General features: G+C 49.1%; 24 protein-coding genes and 1 riboswitch. Of the genes, 3 read left to right on the forward strand and 21 right to left on the reverse strand.

Going from position 1 to position 24,307, the window contains the following annotated elements; translation table 11 throughout:
• Positions 1 to 54: 54 nt before the first annotated feature.
• The 5 genes from rpsP to smc form a co-directional block, all read right to left on the reverse strand.
• Positions 55 to 330, reverse strand: coding sequence for a 30S ribosomal protein S16 (rpsP, locus tag B4C70_RS07275; RefSeq protein WP_023468741.1), 276 nt, complete (start codon positions 328 to 330; stop codon positions 55 to 57).
• Between the two features lie 93 nt (positions 331 to 423).
• Complete coding sequence (gene ffh / locus B4C70_RS07280) at positions 424 to 1,773, reverse strand: signal recognition particle protein (RefSeq protein ID WP_023468742.1); 1,350 nt, start codon at positions 1,771 to 1,773, stop codon at positions 424 to 426.
• Positions 1,774 to 1,785: 12 nt separating this feature from the next.
• On the reverse strand, positions 1,786 to 2,106 hold the full coding sequence (locus B4C70_RS07285; RefSeq protein ID WP_023468743.1) for a putative DNA-binding protein: 321 nt from the start codon (positions 2,104 to 2,106) through the stop codon (positions 1,786 to 1,788).
• A 99-nt stretch (positions 2,107 to 2,205) separates the two neighbouring features.
• The gene (gene ftsY / locus B4C70_RS07290) at positions 2,206 to 3,210 is read right to left on the reverse strand and encodes a signal recognition particle-docking protein FtsY (RefSeq protein WP_023468744.1); all 1,005 of its coding nucleotides are present in this window, start codon (positions 3,208 to 3,210) and stop codon (positions 2,206 to 2,208) included.
• Positions 3,207 to 6,770, reverse strand: coding sequence for a chromosome segregation protein SMC (gene smc / locus B4C70_RS07295; RefSeq protein WP_290778048.1), 3,564 nt, complete (start codon positions 6,768 to 6,770; stop codon positions 3,207 to 3,209). The genes ftsY and smc overlap by 4 nt, the downstream gene beginning before the upstream one ends.
• Before the next feature lie 126 nt (positions 6,771 to 6,896).
• On the opposite strand from smc, the gene B4C70_RS07300 reads away from it, so the two are divergent.
• Positions 6,897 to 7,097, forward strand: coding sequence for a DUF1128 family protein (locus tag B4C70_RS07300; protein WP_023468746.1), 201 nt, complete (start codon positions 6,897 to 6,899; stop codon positions 7,095 to 7,097).
• A gap of 70 nt (positions 7,098 to 7,167) precedes the next feature.
• Here B4C70_RS07300 and rnc read toward each other — a convergent pair whose 3' ends face one another.
• The 11 genes from rnc to B4C70_RS07355 form a co-directional block, all read right to left on the reverse strand.
• Positions 7,168 to 7,938: a ribonuclease III gene (gene rnc, locus B4C70_RS07305; protein ID WP_023468747.1), complete on the reverse strand. Its 771-nt coding sequence runs from the start codon at positions 7,936 to 7,938 to the stop codon at positions 7,168 to 7,170.
• A gap of 56 nt (positions 7,939 to 7,994) precedes the next feature.
• Positions 7,995 to 8,234, reverse strand: a complete 240-nt coding sequence (acpP, locus tag B4C70_RS07310) for an acyl carrier protein (protein ID WP_029342095.1) — start codon at positions 8,232 to 8,234, stop codon at positions 7,995 to 7,997.
• Between the two features lie 70 nt (positions 8,235 to 8,304).
• Positions 8,305 to 9,036, reverse strand: a complete 732-nt coding sequence (gene fabG, locus B4C70_RS07315; protein WP_290778051.1) for a 3-oxoacyl-[acyl-carrier-protein] reductase — start codon at positions 9,034 to 9,036, stop codon at positions 8,305 to 8,307.
• Complete coding sequence (fabD, locus tag B4C70_RS07320) at positions 9,033 to 9,953, reverse strand: ACP S-malonyltransferase (RefSeq protein WP_290778054.1); 921 nt, start codon at positions 9,951 to 9,953, stop codon at positions 9,033 to 9,035. The genes fabG and fabD overlap by 4 nt, the downstream gene beginning before the upstream one ends.
• Before the next feature lie 16 nt (positions 9,954 to 9,969).
• Entirely contained in the window at positions 9,970 to 10,965 is a 996-nt protein-coding gene (gene plsX, locus B4C70_RS07325) for a phosphate acyltransferase PlsX (RefSeq protein WP_050677493.1), read from the reverse strand.
• Complete coding sequence (fapR, locus tag B4C70_RS07330; RefSeq protein ID WP_023468752.1) at positions 10,962 to 11,531, reverse strand: transcription factor FapR; 570 nt, start codon at positions 11,529 to 11,531, stop codon at positions 10,962 to 10,964. The genes plsX and fapR overlap by 4 nt, the downstream gene beginning before the upstream one ends.
• Before the next feature lie 85 nt (positions 11,532 to 11,616).
• On the reverse strand, positions 11,617 to 13,647 hold the full coding sequence (gene recG / locus B4C70_RS07335; RefSeq protein WP_290778057.1) for an ATP-dependent DNA helicase RecG: 2,031 nt from the start codon (positions 13,645 to 13,647) through the stop codon (positions 11,617 to 11,619).
• Complete coding sequence (sdaAA, locus tag B4C70_RS07340) at positions 13,631 to 14,527, reverse strand: L-serine ammonia-lyase, iron-sulfur-dependent, subunit alpha (protein WP_023468754.1); 897 nt, start codon at positions 14,525 to 14,527, stop codon at positions 13,631 to 13,633. The genes recG and sdaAA overlap by 17 nt, the downstream gene beginning before the upstream one ends.
• 4 nt (positions 14,528 to 14,531) lie before the next feature.
• Positions 14,532 to 15,194, reverse strand: coding sequence for an L-serine ammonia-lyase, iron-sulfur-dependent subunit beta (sdaAB, locus tag B4C70_RS07345; RefSeq protein WP_023468755.1), 663 nt, complete (start codon positions 15,192 to 15,194; stop codon positions 14,532 to 14,534).
• A gap of 100 nt (positions 15,195 to 15,294) precedes the next feature.
• Positions 15,295 to 16,968: a DAK2 domain-containing protein gene (locus B4C70_RS07350; protein WP_369815311.1), complete on the reverse strand. Its 1,674-nt coding sequence runs from the start codon at positions 16,966 to 16,968 to the stop codon at positions 15,295 to 15,297.
• Between the two features lie 25 nt (positions 16,969 to 16,993).
• Positions 16,994 to 17,356: an Asp23/Gls24 family envelope stress response protein gene (locus tag B4C70_RS07355; RefSeq protein ID WP_023468757.1), complete on the reverse strand. Its 363-nt coding sequence runs from the start codon at positions 17,354 to 17,356 to the stop codon at positions 16,994 to 16,996.
• A gap of 283 nt (positions 17,357 to 17,639) precedes the next feature.
• Here B4C70_RS07355 and rpmB point away from each other — a divergent pair, with 283 nt between their 5' ends.
• On the forward strand, positions 17,640 to 17,828 hold the full coding sequence (gene rpmB / locus B4C70_RS07360; protein ID WP_023468758.1) for a 50S ribosomal protein L28: 189 nt from the start codon (positions 17,640 to 17,642) through the stop codon (positions 17,826 to 17,828).
• A 139-nt stretch (positions 17,829 to 17,967) separates the two neighbouring features.
• Entirely contained in the window at positions 17,968 to 19,371 is a 1,404-nt protein-coding gene (locus B4C70_RS07365; protein ID WP_290778060.1) for an amino acid permease, read from the forward strand.
• A gap of 54 nt (positions 19,372 to 19,425) precedes the next feature.
• On the opposite strand, the gene B4C70_RS07370 is transcribed toward B4C70_RS07365, so the two are convergent.
• The 5 genes from B4C70_RS07370 to pknB form a co-directional block, all read right to left on the reverse strand.
• Positions 19,426 to 20,028, reverse strand: a complete 603-nt coding sequence (locus B4C70_RS07370) for a thiamine diphosphokinase (protein ID WP_290778063.1) — start codon at positions 20,026 to 20,028, stop codon at positions 19,426 to 19,428.
• Between the two features lies 1 nt (position 20,029).
• Positions 20,030 to 20,590 (reverse strand): energy-coupled thiamine transporter ThiT, encoded by a 561-nt coding sequence (thiT, locus tag B4C70_RS07375; RefSeq protein ID WP_290778066.1) that lies wholly within the window; start codon positions 20,588 to 20,590, stop codon positions 20,030 to 20,032.
• Between the two features lie 60 nt (positions 20,591 to 20,650).
• Positions 20,651 to 20,760: riboswitch (TPP riboswitch) on the reverse strand.
• Between the two features lie 22 nt (positions 20,761 to 20,782).
• Entirely contained in the window at positions 20,783 to 21,439 is a 657-nt protein-coding gene (rpe, locus tag B4C70_RS07380; RefSeq protein WP_029342106.1) for a ribulose-phosphate 3-epimerase, read from the reverse strand.
• Positions 21,440 to 21,441: 2 nt separating this feature from the next.
• The gene (gene rsgA, locus B4C70_RS07385) at positions 21,442 to 22,347 is read right to left on the reverse strand and encodes a ribosome small subunit-dependent GTPase A (RefSeq protein WP_050677499.1); all 906 of its coding nucleotides are present in this window, start codon (positions 22,345 to 22,347) and stop codon (positions 21,442 to 21,444) included.
• Positions 22,348 to 22,372: 25 nt separating this feature from the next.
• Positions 22,373 to 24,307, reverse strand: coding sequence for a Stk1 family PASTA domain-containing Ser/Thr kinase (pknB, locus tag B4C70_RS07390; RefSeq protein WP_290778071.1), 1,935 nt, complete (start codon positions 24,305 to 24,307; stop codon positions 22,373 to 22,375).

A 24,307-nucleotide genomic window follows, 5' to 3' on the forward strand; every position in this document is an offset into this window, starting at 1 on the left:
CTTCCTTTCTTGAATTAAAAAAAGGAGGTAAGCTTTCGCTCACCTCCTAACGTCTTACTTCGCGAGTTTCGCGTTGTGGAATTTCTCCATGATACCAGCTTGTGAGAAGAGGTTACGAACTGTGTCCGAAGGTTTAGCACCTTCAGAGAGCCATTTAAGAGCTAGCTCTTCGTTGATTTTAACTTCTGCTTCTGGTTTAGCAACTGGATTGTAGTATCCGATTTGCTCGATGAAACGACCATCACGTGGTGCACGTGAGTCTGCTACTACCACACGGTAGAAAGGTGATTTTTTTGCGCCCATGCGCTTAAGACGAATTTTAACTGCCATTCGTAAGTCCCTCCAAATAGTAAATGATTTTTTCGTTTAGTCAAATTGACAACTTCATTAGTATACAACGTTACAGCAAAAGAGAAAAGACTTTTAAAAGAATGGAAGGCCAAAGCCTTTCTTTTTCCCTTTGCCCATCTGTCCGGAAAATTGTTTCATCATTTTCCGCATGTCTTCGAACTGTTTAATGAGGCGGTTGACTTCTTGGATACTGCGTCCGCTACCACGGGCAATCCGCTTCCGACGGCTCGCATTCAAGATTTCAGGTTCAGTCCGCTCTCGTTTCGTCATCGATTGGATGATCGCTTCGACATACACGAGTTGCTTCTCATCGATTTGGGCGTTTTTCAACCCCTTCATCTTCCCTTTACCTGCCCCAGGGATCATTCCCAACAGTTCGTCGAGTGGACCCATCTGTTTCACTTGCTGCAACTGCTCGATGAAATCATCGAATGTAAACGATGCATCGCGCATTTTGCTTTCTAACTCTTTGGCACGCGTAGCGTCCATTTGTGACTCTGCTTTTTCAATCAGTGTCAGCATGTCTCCCATGCCTAGAATCCGAGACGCCATCCGCTCGGGATAGAATGGTTCGATGGCATCGAGCTTCTCTCCAAGACCGACGAACTTAATCGGTGCTCCGGTGACTGCCTTGATGGAGAGTGCTGCACCACCTCGCGTATCTCCGTCGAGCTTCGTCAGAACGACTCCCGTTACGCCAAGCTTCTCGTTGAAGCTCTCTGCGACGTTGACGGCATCCTGACCCGTCATCGAATCGACGACAAGGAAGATTTCATGCGGTTTGGCGATCTCCTTAACATCAACGAGTTCCTGCATCAGTTCCTCATCGACGTGTAAGCGACCCGCCGTATCGATCAACACGATATCGTGATGATGCTCTTTTGCATAATCGAGTGCACCGGTAACGATTTCTTGTGGACTAACCTGATCTCCCATCGAGAAGACCGGTAACTCCAATTGTTTTCCGAGTGTCTCTAATTGTTTGATTGCTGCCGGACGATAAATATCCGCCGCAACAAGCAAAGGACTACGATTATGTTTTTTACGTAAATGATTGGCAAGTTTACCCGTTGTCGTTGTTTTACCTGCCCCTTGCAGACCCGTCATCATGATGACGGTCGGAGGACGGTTCGCAAGCGTCAATGGTGACACTTCTGCACCCATCAGATTCGTCAATTCATCGTGGACGATTTTGACGACTTGTTGCCCTGGCGTCAAAGACGTCATGACATCCTGTCCGACGGCGCGTTCCTTTACATCATTTACGAATTGTTTGACGACCTTGAAGTTGACGTCGGCTTCGAGTAGCGCTAAGCGAACTTCGCGCATCATCTCTTTGACGTCTGCTTCAGAAATCTTACCTTTACCTCGCATTTTAGCGAGACTGGCTTGAAGCCGTTCCGATAATCCTTCGAATGCCATTAAGAATGCCTCCTACTCTAATTGCTCCAATGTCTCAATGATCACTAGGGCTTCACCCGGAAGGTCGCATTGCTTCAGCTGATCGAGTAACTGCTTTCGCCGTTCGTGTTTCTTGAACAGCGATAGTCGTTCTTCATACTGCTCGAGCATGGCTTCCGTGCGTTTTATGTTGTCGTAGACTGCTTGTCGGCTGACTTCAAACTCATCGGCGATCTCACCTAAGGAAAAGTCATCTAAGTAATAGAGTGACATGTAATTCCGTTGTTTTGGCGTCAAAAGCTCCTGATAAAAGTCAATCAGATAATTCATCCGGTTCGTTTTATCAAGTGTCATTCGAGCACCTCCGCAATGTTAAGTGAAATTCCTTTACAGATAGTATAGTACAGCCCTCACAGTGTGTTGTCAAGTTTTTTTCTTTACATGAAACGTCGCTTATTCCGCGCTTTCTTCCGTGTCGACGTTTTCTTTTTCTTCAAAGACATCGCCGAACAGTCCATATACGAATTGTTCTGCGTCAAATGGTTGTAAATCATCGATTTTTTCACCGAGACCCACGAACTTCACCGGTAGATTCAGCTCGTTCTTGATCGCAAGAACAATCCCACCTTTTGCTGTGCCGTCAAGTTTCGTTAAAACGATTCCGCTAACGTTCGTCGCTTGTTTGAAGGCTTTTGCCTGCACCATCGCGTTTTGCCCTGTTGTTGCGTCAAGTGCTAGTAACACTTCATGGGGTGCGCCTGGAATCTCACGTTCAATGACGCGTTTGACCTTTTCGAGCTCGTTCATCAAATTGACCTTGTTTTGTAGGCGTCCTGCCGTATCACAAATCAGGACGTCGACCTTACGTGCTTTCGCTGCTTGGACGGCGTCATAAACGACAGCAGCCGGATCGGAGCCTTCGCCTTGACGAATGACCGGTACACCGGAGCGTTCGCCCCAGACTTGCAGTTGATCGATCGCACCAGCCCGGAACGTATCTCCCGCTGCTAACATGACGCTCTTACCTTCTTGTTTTAATCGGTTCGCAAGTTTCCCGATCGTTGTCGTCTTACCGACCCCGTTGACACCAACGAAGAGGATGACATTCAGCTCATGATCAAGATCAAGGGCTGTCTCTTCTTCTTCGACTAACATGTTCGCGACGACTTCAACGAGGACATCCCGGACTTGTTTTGGATCCTTGACGTTACGTCGTTTGACTTCTGTCTTTAATTCTTCGACCAAATCCATCGTCGTCGTCACACCGACGTCTGCTTGGATCAACACTTCTTCTAACTCTTCAAAAAAGTCTTCATCGACTTCACGGAAGCGGTAGACGAGATCATTGACGGCACTCGCTAATCCGTCGCGTGTCTTCGTCAAGCCTTCCGTAAATTTAGTCGTGACTTCTTGTGTCGAAGTCGTCAAGCGGTCTTTCAGTTTTTTAAAGAAACTCATCGTTTAATCTCCTTTGGTTCTTCACTTAATGTACGTCGTGCCTCTTCTAGTTTAACGGATAACACTTCAGATATCCCGTTTTGCTGCATCGTGACGCCGTAAAGGACATCTGCCGCCTCCATCGTTCCTTTCCGATGGGTGATGATGACGAACTGTGTCTCGCGTGCTAGCTGATGGACGAACTCGCCGAATCGCGCGACGTTCGCTTCGTCAAGCGCCGCCTCGACCTCATCGAGGACACAGAACGGGACAGGACGTGTCTTTAGAATCGCAAATAATAAGGCGATTGCTGTCAAGGCACGCTCTCCACCGGACAAGAGCGACAAATTCTGCAGCTTCTTACCAGGCGGTTTCGCAACGATATCAATTCCACTCGTCAACAGATCACTCGGGTCAACGAGGACTAGATCGGCTTCACCGCCCCCGAATAACTCGCGGAATGTTTCCCGGAAGTGTTCTCGGACAGCATCATACGTTTGACGGAACAATCGAATGACTTCTCGGTCCATCTCTTCGATGACGCCATAGAGATCGGTTTTAGCAGCGACGAGATCATCCCGTTGCGCGGATAGGAACGTAAACCGTTCATCGACCTCTGCGAATTCCTCAATCGCACCGATGTTGACGATGCCGATTTCTTCGAGTTGGCGTTTGAGCAGATGAATTTCCTCTTTTGCCTCTTCATACGATAAATCAAGTGGTGCAATCAGTTCGAGCAGTAATCCCATCTCTTCCAGCATTTCTTGTCTTGTCTCAAGACGCGTGCTCGTTTTCCCTTGCGAGAGTCGTAGCTGCTCGAGTGCCTGTTTCGTCGTTTGTTGATCGTCCTTCGTCTTCGCTTCGCGGATCCGGATCAAGCGCAGGGATTCTGCTTGTACTTGAATCCGTTGCCCGATCGCGACGAGTTCGGTCTCGACCCGTTGTTGTTCCTGTTCCTGTTCGCGCTGTTCCGCATGCAAGGCATCGATTTTCGCTTCGTCGAATCCTTCGAGGACATGACGCAAGTCACGGCGTTTATGACCACGTTCAAGCTTCGCGTGACTGAGCTGTTCCGTCAGGCGTTCGATCTCTTGCGAAAGTTGCGCTTGTTTCATTTGAATCGTCCGCTCTTCGAGAACTGCTTCTGCTTGTTCCTTCTTCAGTTCGTCCATCGTGACGGCACCACGGGCTTGCGCATCCTTAAGACGATCTAAGGCTTGTCTGAGCTCCGTTTGACGCTCCGTCCATTTTGCGATCTCGACTTCCGACGTCTCGATGATCTGACGTGCTTCCTGTTCTTGTTCGAGTACACGTGCCATCTGTCGATCTTCAACCGACAATTCAGACGTCATGACAGCGAGATGACGGTTCGCATCTGCTAACGTATCGCGCGATTGTTCGAGTTGCCCTTGTAATGTTTGAATCGTTTCTGTCCGTGTCCGAGCCGTAGCATCAAGAGTCTGGATCGCCGCTCTCAGATCTTCCAAGCGGCGCATCTGCTCCCGAATGACTGCTTGTCCGCGCGTCAGTCCCTCTTTTAACTCGTCAAGTTCGCGCGATTGACTGAACAATGGTGTGCCTTTTTTCCGACTTCCGCCGGTCATCGTACCGCCGACGTTGACGACATCTCCTTCGAGCGTAACGAGACGATAGCGATGTCCCGTCGAACGGGCGATTTGGTTCGCCTGTTCAAGTGACTCGACGACGAGTGTCGTACCGAGCAAGTTCATCTTTAATTTCGTCAACGTCTCGTCTGTCGTCACGAGATCACTTGCAATCCCGACGAACCCAGACATTCCACCGACTTGTTCTCGTACTGAACGATTGACTTCGCGTGCTTGGAGTGAGGCGAGCGGCATGAACGTTGCTCGACCGGCATTTAATCGCCGAAGCTCCTGGATCAGACGACGTCCTGTCGCATCGGTATCAACGACGATGTTTTGCATCGACCCACCAAGCGCTGTCTCGATTGCCGCTTCAAACCGCGCCGGAACCGAAATCAACTCCGCGACCGCTCCGTAAATACCTGGGTGCTGATCTCGTTGTTTTAAAATCGTCTTCACGGCACCGAAATAACCGCTATAGTCGGCTTTGACGGATTCAAGGAATTCAATCCGGTCTTCCGTCTTATGCCGACGTCGCTCTAAATCCGCAACGGACTGTTCGACTTGTCGTAACGCATGTTGTTGTTCATTTCGTGCTGCAAGTGCCGTCGTCTCTTCTTCCGTTGCTTGGTCCAACTTCGTCCGGATCGAAGCGACTTCCGCCTCTAGACGAGCTACGTCTTCCTCGAGTTGACGACGCGTCGACTGTTTCGTACCGCTGTCCGCCGTAAATGAACGTTGTTGTTCTTCTGCCTGCATGAGATCTTGCTTCGCTCGATTATAGGCATTATTCGTCGCAGCTAATCGACTCGCCACTTCAAAGGCTTCCGAACGTAATACTTCGGCTTCCTTATCGAAATCACGATCGGTTTGTGTCAGTGCTTGATCGGCTCTTTCCCGTTCAGCCGTGATCCGTTTTGCTTCCTGATCGACTTCTGCTTGGCGTTCCTGTAAAGCGGTCAGTTCGAGTTCCAGTTCCTTGACGCGTTCTTCGACGACGGCAACCTCTTGTTCGAGTCGCTCTTTCGTCTCGGTCCCGTGTTTTTCACGCTCTTTCGCTAGGTTAAGGGCACCTTGGATCTCAACAAGTCGCGTCGAGACATGTCGAAGTTGCTCCTGCAACGCGTTTTCTTGTTGTCGTTCTTCTTCGAGCGTCGATTCTTGATTCTCTCGGGACAAGACGGTCTCTTCGTAAGTCGTCTTTTGAGACGCAAGGCGTTCTTCACATTGTGCGATGTCACGCGCTAATGTTTCGAGCTCCGTCTGATACGTCGTGATTTCATGCGCCAAGATAGCACGCTCGAGGACATCATGCCGTTCTCGAGCGACGAGATACTCTTTCGCGAGCGCCGCTTGTTCACGTAACGGCTCGATTCGTCCGCCAAGTTCATATAAAATATCATCGACACGCGATAGATTCGCTTCCGTATCACTTAATTTCCGCTCGGCTTGCTTCTTGCGATGACGATACTTCAAGACGCCTGCTGCTTCCTCGATGACAGCACGGCGTTCTTCCGGTTTACCGGAGATGACTTGTTCAACTCGCCCTTGTCCGATGATTGCAAAAGCATCACGCGACAAGCCTGTGTCCATGAACAGATCAAGGACATCCTTCAGGCGACATGGTTTTTTATTTAAAAAATAATCGCTGTCTCCGTTGCGGCTGACACGCCGCGTGACACTTATTTCCTGATACGGCAACGCAACCGTTCCCGACTCGTTGTCTAAGACGAGCGTCACCTCGGCAAATTGTTTCCGGTGTTCAGACAGACTGCCGGCAAAAATGACGTCTTCCATCTTCGCCCCGCGCAGTGACTTCGCAGATTGTTCTCCGAGCACCCAACGGACAGCGTCCGATATATTTGATTTCCCACTTCCGTTCGGTCCGACGACTGCCGTGACACCCGGAAGAAATTCTAATTCAGTTCGACTGGCAAATGATTTGAAGCCATTGATTTCAATTCTTTTTAAGTACATCTTGATCACCCGTATGTTTAAATTTCTTTTGAATTTCTTTCAGTTTACCATAGCCGAAACGCTAGCAACATGATAGGTTTTAAGGTAGTATCACGCGAAACAAGAAGAAGAGGAGCGAATAACACGATGACGATTGAACAAATGATTGAAGCAATCTTAGATAAATTGAACATCATCAACAAAGGGGTCATTAAAGCAGAACAGTTCGATGGCTCAAAAAACGAGGACTTAAAAGAGATTTATGAGTTCGTCATGATGCGCGACTCGTTATCACTTGCAGAGGTCGATGCGATCGTCGACGAACTGAAATCCCTCAAGACTGTCTAATCAAGCGAACTCCACACGATAAAGGCCGATCATCTCTCACGCATTCGAGAGATGGTCGGCCTTTTGTTGCTTAAAACTGTTTCTTTAATTCAAGTAAGGCTTGTTTTGCCGCCTGCTGTTCTGCCTCTTTTTTCGATCGGCCTGTCCCGATCCCTTCCAGCTCATCCGCGACTTGGACACGCGAGATAAATTCCCGACTATGCGCCGGACCGCGCTCCTCGATGATTTCATACTCGATGACACCTAAACCGACACGTTGAATCGCTTCCTGTAATTGACTCTTGAAATCTGTCTGTTCTTCAAAAAAGCCTGTCGCCACTTTCGGAAAAACCGCTTCGGCGAGGAATCGTTCGGCTGCTTCGATGCCTTGATCAAGATACAAGGCGCCAATGAAGGATTCGAAGACATCCGCAAGTAAGGCTGGACGATTCCGACCACCGGTCAGTTCTTCCCCCTTACCTAACAGAATCATATCGGAAAACTGATAGTGATTCGCAAATTGGACGAGTGACGGTTCACAGACGATTGCCGCTCGCAATTTCGTTAATTCCCCCTCGGAACGTTCCGGGTAGTGTTCGAATAGATAGCGTGACACCGTCAACTCTAAGACCGCGTCCCCTAAAAATTCTAGGCGTTCGTTATCCCCTTCAGACTCGCGTTGTTCATTGACGAACGAAGAATGCGTGAAGGCTTGTTTTAATAGCTCGACATTAGAAAACGTGATATTCAGGCGCTCTTGTAACGCTTCGAATTTCTGCTCGATTTGAGCGAGCGTCCGAGCATCCTTGCGTCGTTTTACATAGGGTCCTTTTCGGACACGACGTCCTTTTTGATTCGTCATAGTTCCTCCTAAACAGCTAAAGCCCACCGCAAATTGCGGTGGGTCAGCTTCAATGATCAGACTTGTGTTTCGATGTAGTTGACGACATCGCCGACAGTCTTCAAGTTTTCTGCTTGCTCATCTTCGATCGTGATTTCGAACTTGTCTTCTAAGTCCATGACGAGTTCCATGACTTCGAGAGAGTCAGCACCGAGGTCGTCTTTGAACGATTTATCAAGTGTGATTTCACTTTGTTCTTTTCCTAATTTTTCTGCGATTGCTTCTTGTACGTCTACTAAGATTTGTTCTTTTGTCATTTTAAAATCCCTCCATGAGTTGAGTATATAAGATGATTGCCGATTTGGCAAAGTACTACCGTTAGTTGTGTTACATCGTCATGCCGCCATCGACGGCAAGAGTTTGTCCTGTGATGTATCGTGCTTCATCTGAAGCGATGAAACTGACGAGTGAAGCAATATCGTCGGTTTGACCGAAGCGTTTCAAAGGAATTTGCCCGAGTGACAGGTTCCGCTGTTCTTCTGTCAATTCGTCCGTCATGTCCGTCTCGATGAATCCTGGACAGATGGCATTGACTGTGACGCCTTTACTAGCGAGCTCACGTGCGACGGATTTCGTCAGCCCGATCAGACCCGCTTTCGCTGCGACATAGTTCGCTTGCCCTGGATTTCCGGAAATACCGACGACTGATGCGATGTTGATGATACGACCGTTTGTTTTTAACAACGGACGTGTCGCGGCTTGCGTGACGAGAAACGCCCCTTTCAGGTTCGTATCGATGACAGCATCGAAATCCGCTTCCTTCATACGCATCAGCAAACCATCACGCGTGATGCCGGCATTATTGACGACACAATCCAGTTGACCGAATGTGTCGATCGTCTGTTTGATCATCTGTTTGACAGCATCTGCTTCAGCGACATTCGCTTGAATCGCGAGTGCCTCTCCGCCTGCTTCCTTGATTTCACGGACGATAGCTTCCGCCTTGTCCGTGCTTCCTGCATAGTTGACGACGACACGGAAACCATCTGTTGCCAATCGCTTCGCGATGGCAGCTCCGATGCCGCGTGACGCGCCAGTGACGAGTGCTACTTTACTCAACGAATTCCCTCCGCTTCCAACTGCTCAAGTGTCGTGATGCTGATGATCTTCGCATCTTTTTTGATTCTTTTCACGAGACCGCTCAACGGAGATGATGGACCAAACTCAATGAATGTATCCGCACCTTCTTCGATCAGACGCTCAACGCATGATTCGAATCGAACCGGTGAGTAGAGCTGCTGAACGAGCAAACGAATCAATTCGTCTGGTTGATCATGGAGCGCACTGTCGACGTTCGAGATGAATTTCGTCTTCGCCGCTTCAAACGGTGACGAGACGAGAATGTCTTCGAATCGTGGTGCGAATGGTGTCATGAGTGACGAATGGAATGCACCTGAAACATCAAGCGGTAAGACACGTTTTGCTCCGAGCTCTTTTAACTTCGCTGTAGCGGATTCGACCGCTGCGATTTGTCCGGAGATGACGAATTGCCCGGGACAGTTGTAGTTGGCGATTTGAACGATTTCTCCCGTCGCCGCAATCGATTCGACCGCGTGATGGGCTGCCTCGACATCATTCATGCCGATGACCGCCGCCATCGTTCCACCCGTGACTTGATTCATGAGTTTTCCGCGTTCGCGGACGAGATAGACGGCTTCAGACGGTGTGATGACAGAAGCTGCGACGAGCGCGCTATATTCTCCAACACTGTGTCCGAGTACGAAATCAGGTGTATGTCCTTGTGCTGCGTACTGCTGTGCGAGTAATGCACTGTGTGCGACGATGGCTGGTTGAGCAATATCTGTCGCTTTCAATTCATCCTTCGTCCCTGTCGTCATCAGCGTCGTCAGATCCAGACCAATTCGCGTTCCGAGGTCAGCGAGTGCTTGGCGTGTCTCGTCTTGCGTGATGAGCGTCTGTCCCATTCCAGGGGTTTGTGACCCTTGTCCCGGAAACATCCAAACTGTTTTCCCCATCTCGTCTCACTCCTTCTTAACGTGCTTCTGTTGCCTTCGCTTGAACGATTTTGGCAACGACTTCTTGTTCGACCATCTTCTCAGCTTGAACGAGCGCTCGGCTGAATGCGTAGGCATTACTTGAACCATGCGCCTTAATGACCGGAGCCGCTATGCCGAATAGTCCGGCACCGCCATATTCTTCATAAGCAAGCAACTGCTTCATTTTTTTCAACTTCGGTTTTAGTACGAGAGCGGCGAGCTTTGATGTCCAAGAGCTCATGAATTGTTCTTTCATGACACCCATGATCATACTGGCAGCCCCTTCTGTACTCTTAAGTAACGTATTGCCGGCAAAACCTTCCGTGACGATGACATCGACGTCACCGCTCATCGCTTCTCTCGCCTCGACGTTCCCAACGAAATGAATCGGTGCTGTCTCAAGTAGCGGATACGTTTCCTTCGTCAGTGCATTCCCTTTACCGGCTTCTGATCCGATATTCAGGAGTCCGACTTTTGGACGTGTGATGCCGCGAACTTGTTCTGCGTAGACAGACCCCATGATGGCATAATCGAGCAAATGCTCTGCCTTCGCATCCGGGTTGGCGCCAACATCTAAGATGACGACACCTTTCCCATTACGTGTCGGGAAAGTCGGGGCCAGTGCAGGACGGTCAACTCCTTCGATTCGACCGATGACGAACAATCCGGCAGTCATGAGCGCTCCCGTGTTGCCTGCTGAAATCAAGGCATCTGCCTCTCCTGATTTCACCAGGTTTGCAGCCACAACGAGTGAGCTATCTTTCTTGCGGCGAATCGCACGTACCGGTTCATCTTCTCCGGTGATGACGGATGCCGCGTGGACGATCGTCACGCGCGGATCCTCGATTGTGTATGAGCGTAATTTCAACTCATCTCCGACTAGTCGGATATCGATGTTTTCGTTTGGACGTTCTGCCAAATAGGCAACGACCCCTTCTACGATGGCACGGGGTGCGTGGTCGCCCCCCATAGCGTCAACTGCTAAAATCATTTCGATTCCTCCTTACTACTTCGATACACCGTGAACTCACCGATGAAGACACATTCTTCACCGACATAACTCTCCACCGTGATGTCAGAACGACCATCTTGACGATGGGAACTGACGAATGCCTTCGCAACGACGCGTTCTCCGACGTGAACGGAGCGTGTGAACTGAACGTTCGCACGTGTCGTCAACGCGAGTTCATCGTCGATGAGCGCAATCGCAAGCGAGTTTGCCTGCGCGAACAAAATATGTCCGCGGGCGATCGCATTCCGACTAAACGCATGTTCCGGCAAAATCTCAAGGATAGAGATCGCAGATGTATCGAGTTTCAGGTCAATCATATCACCAATGACTTCATTTTCAGTCAACGTACGCACATCATCCAGCCGTTCGGTCGCGACGTGTTTAATTCGCTCCCGTAATTCCGGAATCTTTAATTCCATCCGGTCGAGACGAATCGTCTGGATACTGACACGGAATCGCGTCGCCAGCGCTTCATCCGTGATGAACGGATTTTGCTCGATCGTCTGTAATAATTCTTGTTGTCTCTCTTTTTTAGGTACCCGCATGTATGTTCCTCCCACAAGAAGGATGACCACTATTATTACCTGGTACTAACAGTAGTATATATCCCTTGTTGTTCACTTTCAAGTATTATTCGATTCTTTCTCCTTCAAGTAGCCCTTGTCTTTCGATGTAGTCACGCAAGACATCGTATTCCGGCGCTTGCCAAAAGGCGTCCGATCGCAGTAAGCGGACTGCATCTTGTCGCGCAGTTTCCATGACTTGTATATCGAGCGCAGGATCAGTCAAGACGAAGCGCGGTAATCCACTTTGTTCGGTACCGAAGAAATTTCCGGCTCCGCGCAGTTTTAAATCCTTTTCCGCTAGCTTGAAGCCATCGTTCGTCTCCGTCATTGTCTTGATCCGTTCTTTTCCCGTATCGGAAGAGGGATCGGCGATTAGAATACAGTAAGACTGGGCATCGCCTCGACCGACGCGCCCTCTTAATTGGTGTAACTGCGCAAGACCAAAGCGTTCTGCATCATGAATGACAATGATCGACGCGTTCGGAACGTTCACGCCGACCTCGACGACCGTCGTTGAAACAAGGATTTGAACAGTATTCTCCTTAAACGCCTGCATGACCTCGTCTTTTTCTGAAGAAGTCAAGCGCCCATGCATCAAACCGACATGATAGGGCTTGAACCGCTCGGTCAATGTCGCATGTAATTCGATCGCATTTTGAACTTCGAGTGATTCGGATTCCTCGATCAATGGCGTGATGACGTAGGCTTGTCGACCTTGCGACAATTCTTTCTCGACGAACCCGAAAACACGTTCCATCTGTTGCGGTTTCGCCCAGTAGGTCTCGATTTCCTTTCGTCCCGCCGGCATCTCATCGATGATCGAAACATCCATATCTCCAAAGACCGATATCGCAAGCGTACGCGGAATCGGTGTCGCTGTCATATATAATACATCTGCCTGTTCAGCTTTCGCGCGCAACCGCTTCCGTTGTTCGACACCGAAGCGATGTTGTTCATCGGTGATGACGAGGTGCAATGCCTTGAACTGGACAGTGTCTTGAATCAGCGCATGTGTTCCGACCAAGACGTCGATCTCTCCTGTCGCGAGGGCTTCGAGCAAGTGTGCACGCGCTTTCCCTTTAACGGAACTCGTCAGTAGACCGACTCGGATCCCAAGTGGTTCAAGCAATGGGGCGAGCGACGCTGCATGCTGTTCCGCTAAAATTTCGGTCGGCACCATCAAGGCGCCTTGTTTTCCGGCACGAACCGTCGCGAACAAGGCGATGGCAGCGATGACGGTCTTCCCGCTTCCGACATCCCCTTGCAGCAACCGATTCATTCGTTCGCCTCGACCGATGTCGTCTAGAATCTCTTTTGTCACACGTTGCTGTGCACCTGTCAGCGGAAACGGCAGGCTCTTGATGAAATTGGCAATATCCGTTTCATGAAGGGGAAGAGCAATCCCTCGACCTTTCCGTCGTCCAAGACGTAACGCCTGTAATTTCAGCTGGAAATAGAGGCACTCCTCGTAGACATAACTGCGACGAGCAGCCGTTAACTCTTGTCGATTCGTTGGGAAATGAAGCGACTTCAACATCGTCATCCGGTCTTGCAACCGATACGTCTTCCGGATGCTATCCGGGATTCGTTCAGCTAATGCCTCAGTCTCCTTGAACGCCAAGTCGACGACGCGTCGAAACGTCTTCATCCGCATGTCACCCCGGAGCGAGTAAACGGGTGTCAATTCGCCTTCGATTGCCCCGAATTGCAATTCCGTCGCAGAGATCGTCATCCGGTGTAAATCCCACTTGCCACTGACCGTCACTTCTGCTCCGAGTTGCAATTGGTCTTTGTAGAATGCCCGGTTGAACATCGTTACGGTCACACTATACCGTTCTTCAACGAGCAGACGGAACGTTAAACGATTCTTTCCTTTGCCGTAATAGCGCACAAGTGGTTCAGACTGGACTTGACCCGTGAACTTGACTTTATCCTCATGGATTGCTTCCGTTAGACTTCCCGTCACGAAGTCGTCATAACGAAACGGGACGTGCTCGAGCACGTCCGCAACGGTGAGAATATTCATCTCTTCTAGTTTTTTCGCTAAATCCCGTCCGACACCTTTTAATGTCTTGACGTCACGTGATGGATTCATTCGATAACTCTCCGAAGATTTTCGCTTCGAGCCAGCGACCCGTCGGCGTATTCGCGAGTCCACCTTTTGCTGTCTCGCGAAGCGCAGACGGCATCATCTGACCAATCTCATGCATGGCTGAGATGACTTCATCACACGGAATCCGTGACGTGATTCCAGCGAGTGCCATGTCGGCAGCGACAACAGCATTCGCCCCGCCCATCGCATTGCGTTTCACGCATGGCACTTCGACGAGTCCTGCAACAGGATCACAGACGAGTCCAAGCATGTTCTTCAGCGCGATCGCAAAAGCATGCGCTGACTGATCCGGTGTTCCGCCTGCCATCTCAACGATGGCAGCAGCTGCCATCGCTGTTGCTGAACCGACTTCTGCTTGACAGCCACCAGCCGCTCCGGAAATCGATGCATTGTTCGCGACGACGAAGCCGAACGCACCGGATGTGAACAAGAAGCGTAACATCTGCTCACGCGTTGGGTTTAACCGATCTTTGACAGCAAATAGTGTACCTGGTACGACGCCGGCACTCCCTGCCGTTGGTGTCGCACAAATTTTTCCCATCGCAGCATTGACTTCATTCGTTCCGATTGCCTTACTAACGGCGTCCAGTAATAAATCACCGGATAATCCTTTACCCGAAGCACGGTACCGTTGAAGCAAGACAGCATCCCCACCGGTCAGTCCTGTCACCGACTGGACACCGTCACCATCAAGTGAACGAGCGACTGCTTCTTCCATCACTTGTAGGTTTCGTTCCATCATCGCATAGACTTCATCTCGCTCTAAATGACGAACCGTCATCTCTTGCTCGATCATGACTTCCGAAATCGGAATATTTCGTTCCGTCGCGATGGCGACGAGTTCTTTTACGGATTTAAACATGTCTTCACTCTCCCATCATGACGGCACGCTCGACTTGAGGTAACCGATCGATTTCTTCCAACACTTCTGCCGTTATCCGGTCATCAATCTCAATTGCCATAAGTGCTTGTTTTCCTTTTTCATGCCGTGACACTTCCATATGCCCGATATTGATTTCGTAATCAGCCAAAATGCTCGTCACGGCTGCGATCGCACCAAAGCGGTCATGGTGCAAGACGACGAGTGCCGGTCCCCCACCGGACAAACGAAGCGGTACACCATTTAATTCTGTGATTTCAATCGTTCCCCCACCAATTGAAATACCAACCAATTCAAACTCTTCTACTCCATTCGTCAAATGGACACGAGCCGTATTCGGATGATCCGTCAACGCTTCACTCGTCTCGAAATGAATCTCAATCCCTTTCGACTTCGCGATATCGATCGATTGTGGAATCCGGTCGTCAAACGTATCGTATCCGAGAACACCGCCGATGATGGCGACATCCGTTCCATGTCCACGATACGTATCCGCGAATGAACCGTAAAACGTGATGTGGATGACAGTAGGCGTTTCCCCGAATAATTTACCCGCCATCAATCCAATCCGTGCAGCCCCTGCTGTATGCGAGCTCGATGGACCAACCATGACTGGTCCGATGATGTCAAAGACGCTACGATATTTCATTTCTTTTCCCCTCTCTATGAAACAAACGAAATCCCACCTCTATTATCGCAGATGGTGGGATTCGTGAAAAGGCTAGTCGCCCTTTTTCAGTATGATGGTTTTATTCGACGCTTAAAATGTACGAATAAAGTGGTTGTTTGCCGTCGTGGACTTCCACTTCAGCATCCGGATTGACCGATTCGATGTACGCGACGAGTGCGTCAACTTCTTCTGTTGAGACGCCTTCACCGTAAAGAACCGTGATGATTTCGTCGTCCTCAGTGACGAGTGTATCGACGAGTTTCTTGACTGCACCAAGACTTGAAGCGTCCGTAGCGACGATTTGTTTTTCAGCAATCGCCATATGGTCGTCCTTCTTGATTTCTACACCATCGATGTTCGTATCACGTACGGCATATGTGACTTGTCCCGACTTAACGGCTGCAATCGCATCTGCCATGTGCGCTTCGTTCTCTTCGACAGTCGCTTCTGGATTATAGACGATTGTTGCTGCTAAACCTTGTGGAACTGTTTTTGATTTCACGACCGTCACACCACAATTCGCAACAGATGCTGCTTGTTCAGCGGCCATGATGATGTTTGAGTTGTTTGGATAGACATAAACGTGTTCAGCGTGTGCATCCTCGATCGCCTTAACGATATCTTCAGTCGACGGGTTCATCGTTTGTCCGCCTTCGATGACGACACTGACACCGAGTGATTTAAAGAGTTCGCTGATTCCTTCACCCATTGCGACTGTCACGAGGGCTGCTTTCGCTTTTGCCTTCGGTGCAGCGACTGGAGTGACTTGGTTCGCACCTTCTTCTTCAAGGATCGTCGAGTGTTGTTGACGCATGTTTTCAATCTTAACAGCGACGAGTTCACCGAAACGTTGTCCTTTTGTGATGACTTCTCCTGGTGTTTCAACGTGGACGTGAACTTTAAGGAGTTCTTCATCCGCTACGACGAGCAATGAATCACCGAATTCCGCTAATTCGTTACGGAAGTCTTCTTCGCTGAATGGTGCATTCGCAAGCTTGTCATCTTGGAAACGAACCATGATTTCCGTACAGTAACCGTAATGGATTTCTTCTGTCGACATGAAGCTTTGAGCCGTTTTATGATGCTCTGCTTCGACGAGTGCTTCCATGACAGGCGCATGCGGTTTGTCGAGTTCTTTTCCTTCGAGTGTTGCGAGGAATCCTTCATAGATACAGACGAGACCTTGACCACCAGAGTCAACGACGCCGACTTCTTTTAATACCGGAAGAAGTTCTGGTGTTCCGTCGAGCGATACTTTCGAAGCTTCGACGAGTTGACGCATCAACTCTAAGAAATCCGTCGTCGTCTCAGATTGTGCGATAGCAGCGACAGCTGTTTCACGGGCAACCGTCAAGATTGTTCCTTCAACCGGTTTCATGACTGCTTTGTATGCTGTATCGACACCTTTTTGTAACGCATCTGCGAATTCCTTCGTATCAATCGTTGTTTTGCCTTCGATTGATTTCGAGAATCCACGGAACAATTGACTTAAGATGACGCCAGAGTTTCCGCGCGCCCCCATCAATAATCCACGTGCGAAGACGTTCGCGACTTCCGATACAGAATCCGAAGTGGATTTACCTGCTTCTTTTGCTCCTGAAGTCATCGTCAAATTCATGTTCGTTCCCGTATCACCATCTGGCACAGGGAAGACGTTCAATGAATCGACGAAATCTGCATTTTGATAGAGATTCGCCGCGCCATTTTGAATCATCTTGACTAACTGCGCTCCTGTTAAACGATCTACACTCACTAAAGTTTCCTCCTCTATTCCCGCCTTAGACATTCGTCAAGCGGACTCCTTGGACAAAAATGTTCACAGATGTCACGTCAAGACCTAGTGCCTGACTGAGCGTGTATTTCACGCGACTCTGTACGTTGTTCGCCACCTCTGAGATTTTCGTTCCATAGCTTACGATGATATGCATATCGATATGGACCTGCTCTGAAGCCTGTCGAACGATGACACCGCGTGCAAAGTTCTCACGTTTTAAGAGTTCAGCAAGACCATCCTTGATTTGAGACTGGGATGCCATACCAACGACACCAAAACATTCCATTGCTGCGCCGCCCGCAAGTTGCGCGACGACATCATTATCTACATCAATCTTTCCATAGGTCGTTTTCATCTCGATCGCCACCTGAGTAGCCCCCTTTGAATATTGTATTCTTCTCATAATTCTACTATAAGGACCTACTATTGAAAAGTCGCCGTACTGACTATACAATGAATAAGTGAAAAATAGTAGCGGTCAAACGAACTTTTACCATCATCCTCATCCATTATTTTAAATTTCGAGGTTGTCTGTCAAGTTTTTTTCTTGTCAGCTACTTTTTTTATGTTGCAACCGCCCTGACACCATGCTAAGATAGCAAAGTGTCTATTAGGACGAACGCAAAACAACATAAAAGGAGGCGGAACGCATGGCACGTAAATGCTACGTTACTGGGAAATCGCCAAAGTCGGGTAACAACCGTTCACACGCATTGAACAAAACAAAACGTACTTGGGGAGTCAACGTACAAAAAGTACGTATCCTCGTCGATGGTAAGCCGAAAAAGGTTTGGGTTTCAGCTCGAGCTCTTAAATCAGGTAAAGTCGAACGCGTATAAGGCGCAACCACCGGATGGGAATCTTCCCTTCCGGTTTTTTTATGCCCTCATTTATTTTTCTCATAAACTAATTGTTGCTTTTATGAAAACGCTTACAATAGGAACGTACTTTATTTTGTCAGAATTGGGGGAAGTCATCATGCAACTCAAACGAGAGATGACGAGTCGACACCTGTTCATGATTTCACTCGGCGGAATCATCGGAACAGGCTTATTTTTAGGGTCAGGATTAACGATTTCACAAGCAGGACCTCTCGGGGCGGTCCTCAGTTACATCGTGGGTGGGACCATCATGTATCTGACGATGTTATGTCTAGGAGAATTAGCGGTCTATCTGCCGGTCTCGGGGTCATTTCAGACCTATACGACCCGCTTCATCGGACCAGGGGTCGGCTTTGCCGTCGGTTGGATTTATTGGCTCGGCTGGGCCGTGACGGTGGCACTCGAAATTACAGCTGCCGGCAGTTTGATGGACCGCTGGTTTCCGAACGTACCCGTTGTCGTCTGGTGTACCGTCTTTACGGTCTTACTGTTCGGTCTGAATGCCGTCTCCGCCAAAGCATTCGGTGAAGCTGAATTCTGGTTCTCGAGTTTGAAGGTCCTCGCGATCCTGTTCTTCATCATTCTAGGTGGCGCTGCTTGGTTCGGCTGGTTACCGATGGAAGCAGATCGTCCGACATCGTTATTTGCGAATTTTACGGCAAGCGGTTGGTTTCCAAACGGGATTCTCGGTGTCTTGACGACGATGATTGCCGTCAACTTCGCCTTCCAAGGAACGGAATTGATCGGTGTTGCGGCTGGGGAGTCCGACACGCCCGAAAAATCGATTCCAAAAGCCATCCGCAATACAGTCTGGCGGACGTTCATCTTCTTCGTCTTATCGATTACGATCGTTGGTGCATTAATTCCGTATGAAACAGCTGGCGGAGTCAGCAGTCCGTTCATCATGGTCTTTGATGCGATCGGTATTCCGTACGCTGCTGATTTGATGAACATCGTCGTCTTGACGGCACTATTGTCCGTCGGAAACTCCGGATTATATGCGACGACTCGGATGTTATGGGCAATGGCGCAAGAAGGGATGATTTCAAAGAAATTATCTTACGTCAATGCACGTGGTGTGCCGATGCGGGCGTTGCTCTTTACGATGATGTTCGCGATGTTATCGCTTCTGACCGCATTTTTTGCAGAAGATACCGTCTTCATTTGGCTCTTGTCCTTAGCCGGACTCGGGGCTCAAGTCGGCTGGATTTCAATCTCTGCTTCGCAGCTTGCATTTCGTCGTCAGTTCGTCCGAAACGGACACGATGTATCCGAACTGAAATTCAAGACACCACTCTATCCGGTGTTACCACTGATTTCGTTGACACTTAACGTCGTCGTCCTCGTCAGTCTTGCGTTTCAAGCGGATCAACGAATCGCTCTATACATCGGTGTTCCTTTCTTCCTTGTCATGTGGGGAAGTTATCATCTCTTCGTCAAAGGAAAACATCTATCCGCTCAAAGCGACATCCGTGTCGCCCCTTCTCAATTCGAAGAATAATTTCATCTAAAAAGAGGCCGCGGAGTCATCCACGGCCTCTTTCCTATGATTGTGCTATTCCTTAAGCGTCCGCATCATCAATAGTTCTCCTTGATGGAGCTCTACCTTCGCTTCTGACGCACACCATTCATTACTGACGGTCAAGGAACCTCCGACCGGTACTGGATGTGCATCAAGTGGATATTTGACTCCGGATAAGCTTAAAGTCGATGGTACGAGTGGAATGAACGAAAGATAATGATAGCTCCCTGCTTCGACTGCATACGTTCCCTCAGCCAAGTATCGTACCTCTTCTCGTTTCGTCACGAGTCGTGCCTCTGGGTATCGCTTCAATAGATATACATTTTGGACGGTCATGTCGAGCCGCCCACCTGTCGCCCCGATAATGAAGGTATCCTCAAACTGTTTCTTCTCTGAGACTGTACGAAGTGCCAGTTCGAGATCCGTTTCATCTTTCTCGGCCGGATGAACGATTGCCCCTTCTGGTACATAACCAAGAGAATCAAAATCACCAATCTTCAGGTCGCATGTCAGCCCAAACGATTCAATCGTCTGAACACCACCGTCGACACCAACGATAAAGTCACCTGGCTGACAAAACGTCCGTAAATCCGGCGCTTCTTCTCGCGGACCGGCACAGACGAGAATCGCCCGCATCTCAGACACCTCGTGCCGAATAACGGAGTAAGCGTGGCGCAGTCGTAAATAAAAGACCCGCAACGACACCACAAAGAACGTAAGACGGTACCATGTATGTCGCGTTATAAATCAATGAATACGGTACGACTGGACCTTCGGCATACTCAGCAAAAAAGACGATTCCACTGATGACATGACAGATATAACGGAGTCCTGCGCCTAATAACGTCGCCAGGAGAACGAACGCCATCAAGCTTTTCTTTTGTCCATTGCGCGCAGCTAGTCTGACTTGACGCGCGAACAGACCACTTAATCCGACGACACCATACGCAATCGTATAGTCAAGCATCGGTTGAACAATCGTCAAGACTTGTGGAGCGAACATCAATTGAATCGTACCCACAAGCGCTCCCGTGACGACCCCTCCGACGACACCGTGGCGAAATGCCATGACGAAGATCGGTAACATCGCTAAGCTGATTGAGCCTCCTTGTGGCATTTTGAATGGAATCAGTAAATCAAAGACGACTCCGAGACTGGCGAAGATGGCAATTTCCATCATCACTTGTAACCGTTTCATGCTATTTTCCTCCTTCATTGTACGAGAGGACGCAAAAAGGCAGTACGACGAACGCCGTACTGCCTGCGTGCGCCACATCCCTACGTCCGTTTGAACGGAACAGGTTCGAAGGGTTAAAGTCTAAAAGACTCCTCTCAGCCGCTTTTCAAGCGACACCCCTTGCGGTCATCATATTTCGTTTTCTCGTTCTTATTATACGGCAGCCCCTTGACGAATGCTAGTGATCGCTTCCGCATAATCTGGTGCATTGTAGATTGCTGATCCTGCGACGAGAACGTTCGCACCGTTATCGATGCAAAGCTTTGCCGTTTCCGGATTGACGCCACCGTCAATCTCGATTTCAAATGTCAGACCACGATCTGCTTTCATTTGTGCAAGTGCTGCGAGTTTCGGCATGACACGCTCGATGAAGGCTTGTCCACCGAAGCCCGGATTGACCGTCATCAATAAAACCATATCGACATCCTCAAGGACGTGTTCAATCGTTGATAATGGCGTATGGGGATTCAAGACGACTCCTGCCTTTGCGCCCGCTGCTTTGATTTGTTGCAAGACACGATGGACATGATTCGTCGCTTCGACGTGGAACGTCACGATGTCCGCCCCTGCTTTGACGAAATCCTCGACGAAACGTTCTGGCTGGTCGATCATCAAATGGACATCGAGAATCATATCCGTCTTTTGACGTAAGCTGCTAAGCACAGGTAATCCAAATGAGATGTTCGGTACGAACTGACCGTCCATGACATCAAAATGGATATAGTCCGCGCCTGCTGCTTCGACTGCTTTAACATCGCGTTCGAGATTCGCAAAATCTGCTGATAAGATAGATGGTGCAATTTTAATCATCTTCAATACCTCCGGGCTCGATTCTTGATTTCGTCTATAAACATACCATAGTTCTCATAACGAGAGGACATGATTTCTTGGGCTTCGACGGCTTCCTTGACGGCACAACCGGGTTCATTCAAATGCAAGCAACCTCGGTATTTGCAATCATCTTGTACAGCCACGAATTCAGGGAAACTCCACCGTACATCCTCGATTTCCATATCATACGGAAAATCGAGGTTCGAGAAACCTGGCGTATCGGCAATCAATCCTTCGGCAAGCGGCATCAATGTGACGTGGCGCGTCGTATGACGTCCGCGTCCGAGTGATTTCGAGATCGCACTTGTTTCTAAATCAAGAGAGGGTTCCAGTGCATTGAGCAATGAACTTTTCCCGACACCGGATTGTCCGGCGAGAACGCTCGTTTTTCCAGCAAGTAACGGACGGACTTGCTCAACACCTGCCAACGTCTCACTTGATGTCTCGATGACCGTATACCCAATCTTCCGGTAAGCGGCAATCGCCTCTCGGACAGCCGGTCCTTTAACATCGTCCAGCAAATCCATCTTCGTCAACAGGATGACGGGTTGAATTTCCTTCGCTTCGATCAAAACGAGAAATCGGTCGAGCAAGTGCGCTGAAAAATCAGGTTCTGCCGCCGAGACGACGAGCAATGCCTGGTCGATATTCGCGACTGGAGGGCGTACTAAAAAGTTGTCCCGCTCCTTCACTTCGAGAATATATCCCGTCTCACTTTCGATATGAAGAACGACTTCGTCTCCGACAACTGGACTGATGCCGCGTTTTCGGAAATTCCCTCTTGCCCGTGAACGGACCTCTCCTTCTGGTGTCATGACATCATAAAAGCCACCCTGCAGACGTATGATCGTTCCTTCTCGATTCTCTTCGATGCGTTGTTCCGTCATCCTATGCACTCCTTTTTCATCACATTCATTGTGCGTCTTTTGCTTGATTGTACGTGATGGTTTTTGAACGATACACCGTATCGTCTTTATAGATCGTAATTTTTCCTTCTTCTCCTGGATCAATCGTCACCGGCACGTCGAATGTCTCATCTTGATCAATCGATTCCTCGATGACGGTCCGCTTCCCTTTCGCGTCTTCCGTCTCAATCCGGATGACTTGTTTCGGTGGTTCCTCGTCCTCGTTCTCGCTGACCGCATCATAGACGACCTTTTCAGGGAACGTTGCCGTCACCGTTTTTTCTTCCTCACCTTTTGAGATGAACACAGTCACGGAGTCGTTCGGTTCGACTTGTGCTCCTGCTTGCGGGAATTGACGGATGACTTGATCGAGCTTGACGTCACTTGAAAATTCTTGTTCAAACGTGCCGTCGAGACCCATTTCATCGAGATACGCTTTTGCTTCATCACTCGATAAGTTCGTCAAATCTTTCAATTCAAAGGACGAAGTTCCTTCTGAGACAGTGATTGTAATCGTCTGTTCTTTTGCGATCACTTCCGTTCCAGCAGAAATTGACTGTCGAATCACATTTCCTCGCGCGATTTCATCCGACTTCTCTCGCTCGACTTCGACTTTTGCGAATCCTGCTTCTTTTAGCGTTGCAATTGCTTCTTTTTCAGCTTCATCCGTCACATCCGATACCTCAACCGGAGCGCTACCAGTAGAAACGACCAAATTGACTGTCGAGCCCTTCTTGACCTGTGCTTTTTCACGAGGCGTTTGACTGATGACATCGCCTTCTTCGACCGTATCGCTACTCCGTTCCGTTGTCTCGACGACAAATCCAAGTTTCTCAAGCTTCGTTTCCGCATCGTCTCCATCCGTCTTGACGACAGATGGTACGGTGACCGTTGGATCCGGCCACATCGCGAACGTCGTAGCCGCCCCACCCAGTAAAAGGAGTAACAAGAGGATGATCCACCAGCGTTTTTTCTTTTTCTTTTCCGGTGTTTTCGGTTGAACAGTTGCGACGGCGGGTGATTCTAGTTCCGCTTTTGATTCTTCTGGCACTTGGACAGGTGATAAAACCATTGTCTTTTCCATCTCATCCTCTTCTGCGCCACGGATGCTTTCATTTGCCCGTTCGTCAGACAACGCCGTCACCATATCTGCCTTAAACGCTGCGACGGACTGTTGACGGTCATGCGGTGCTTTTGCAAGCGCCTGCATGATACAGTTCTCGAGTGCTTGCGGCACTTTCGGATTCAAGACGGATGGGCGACGCGGTGTATCTTGCAGATGCTTTAAAGCGATCGCAACCGGTGAATCACCTTCGAACGGGACTTGTCCTGTGACGAGTTCGTATAAGACAGCACCAAGCGAATAGATATCCGACTTCTCATCCGCAAATTTACCTTTTGCTTGTTCCGGTGAAAAGTAATGGACGGACCCAAGAACGGACATCGTATGCGTCAGCGTCGCATTCGACATCGCCACAGCGATTCCGAAATCCGTTACTTTGACGGTACCATCTTCTCGAATCAACATGTTTTGCGGTTTGATATCGCGATGGATGATCCGGTGTGCATGGGCGTGATCAATCGCATCACAAATTTGAGCGATGATATCGACGGCCTGCGGCACAGGTAATGCTTGATTTTCACAAAATGTTTTTAATGTCATACCATCGATATACTCCATGACGATGTAATAGATGGCATCTTCTTCGCCTACATCATAGACGGCAACGATGTTTGGATGATTCAAGCTGGTAGCAGCATGCGCTTCACGTTCGAATCGACGAATGAACTGTTCGTCATGCGAAAATTCAGTCCGTAAAATCTTAATGGCAACATGACGCTTTAAAATCTCATCATAGGCTTGATAGACATTCGCCATCCCGCCACTTCCAACTAGCCGTTCTATGCGGTAGCGGTCATTTAATCGATCTCCGTATCGCAT

The organism is Exiguobacterium sp. UBA5002 (genome assembly GCF_002396765.1).
GTDB lineage: Bacteria > Bacillota > Bacilli > Exiguobacteriales > Exiguobacteriaceae > Exiguobacterium_A.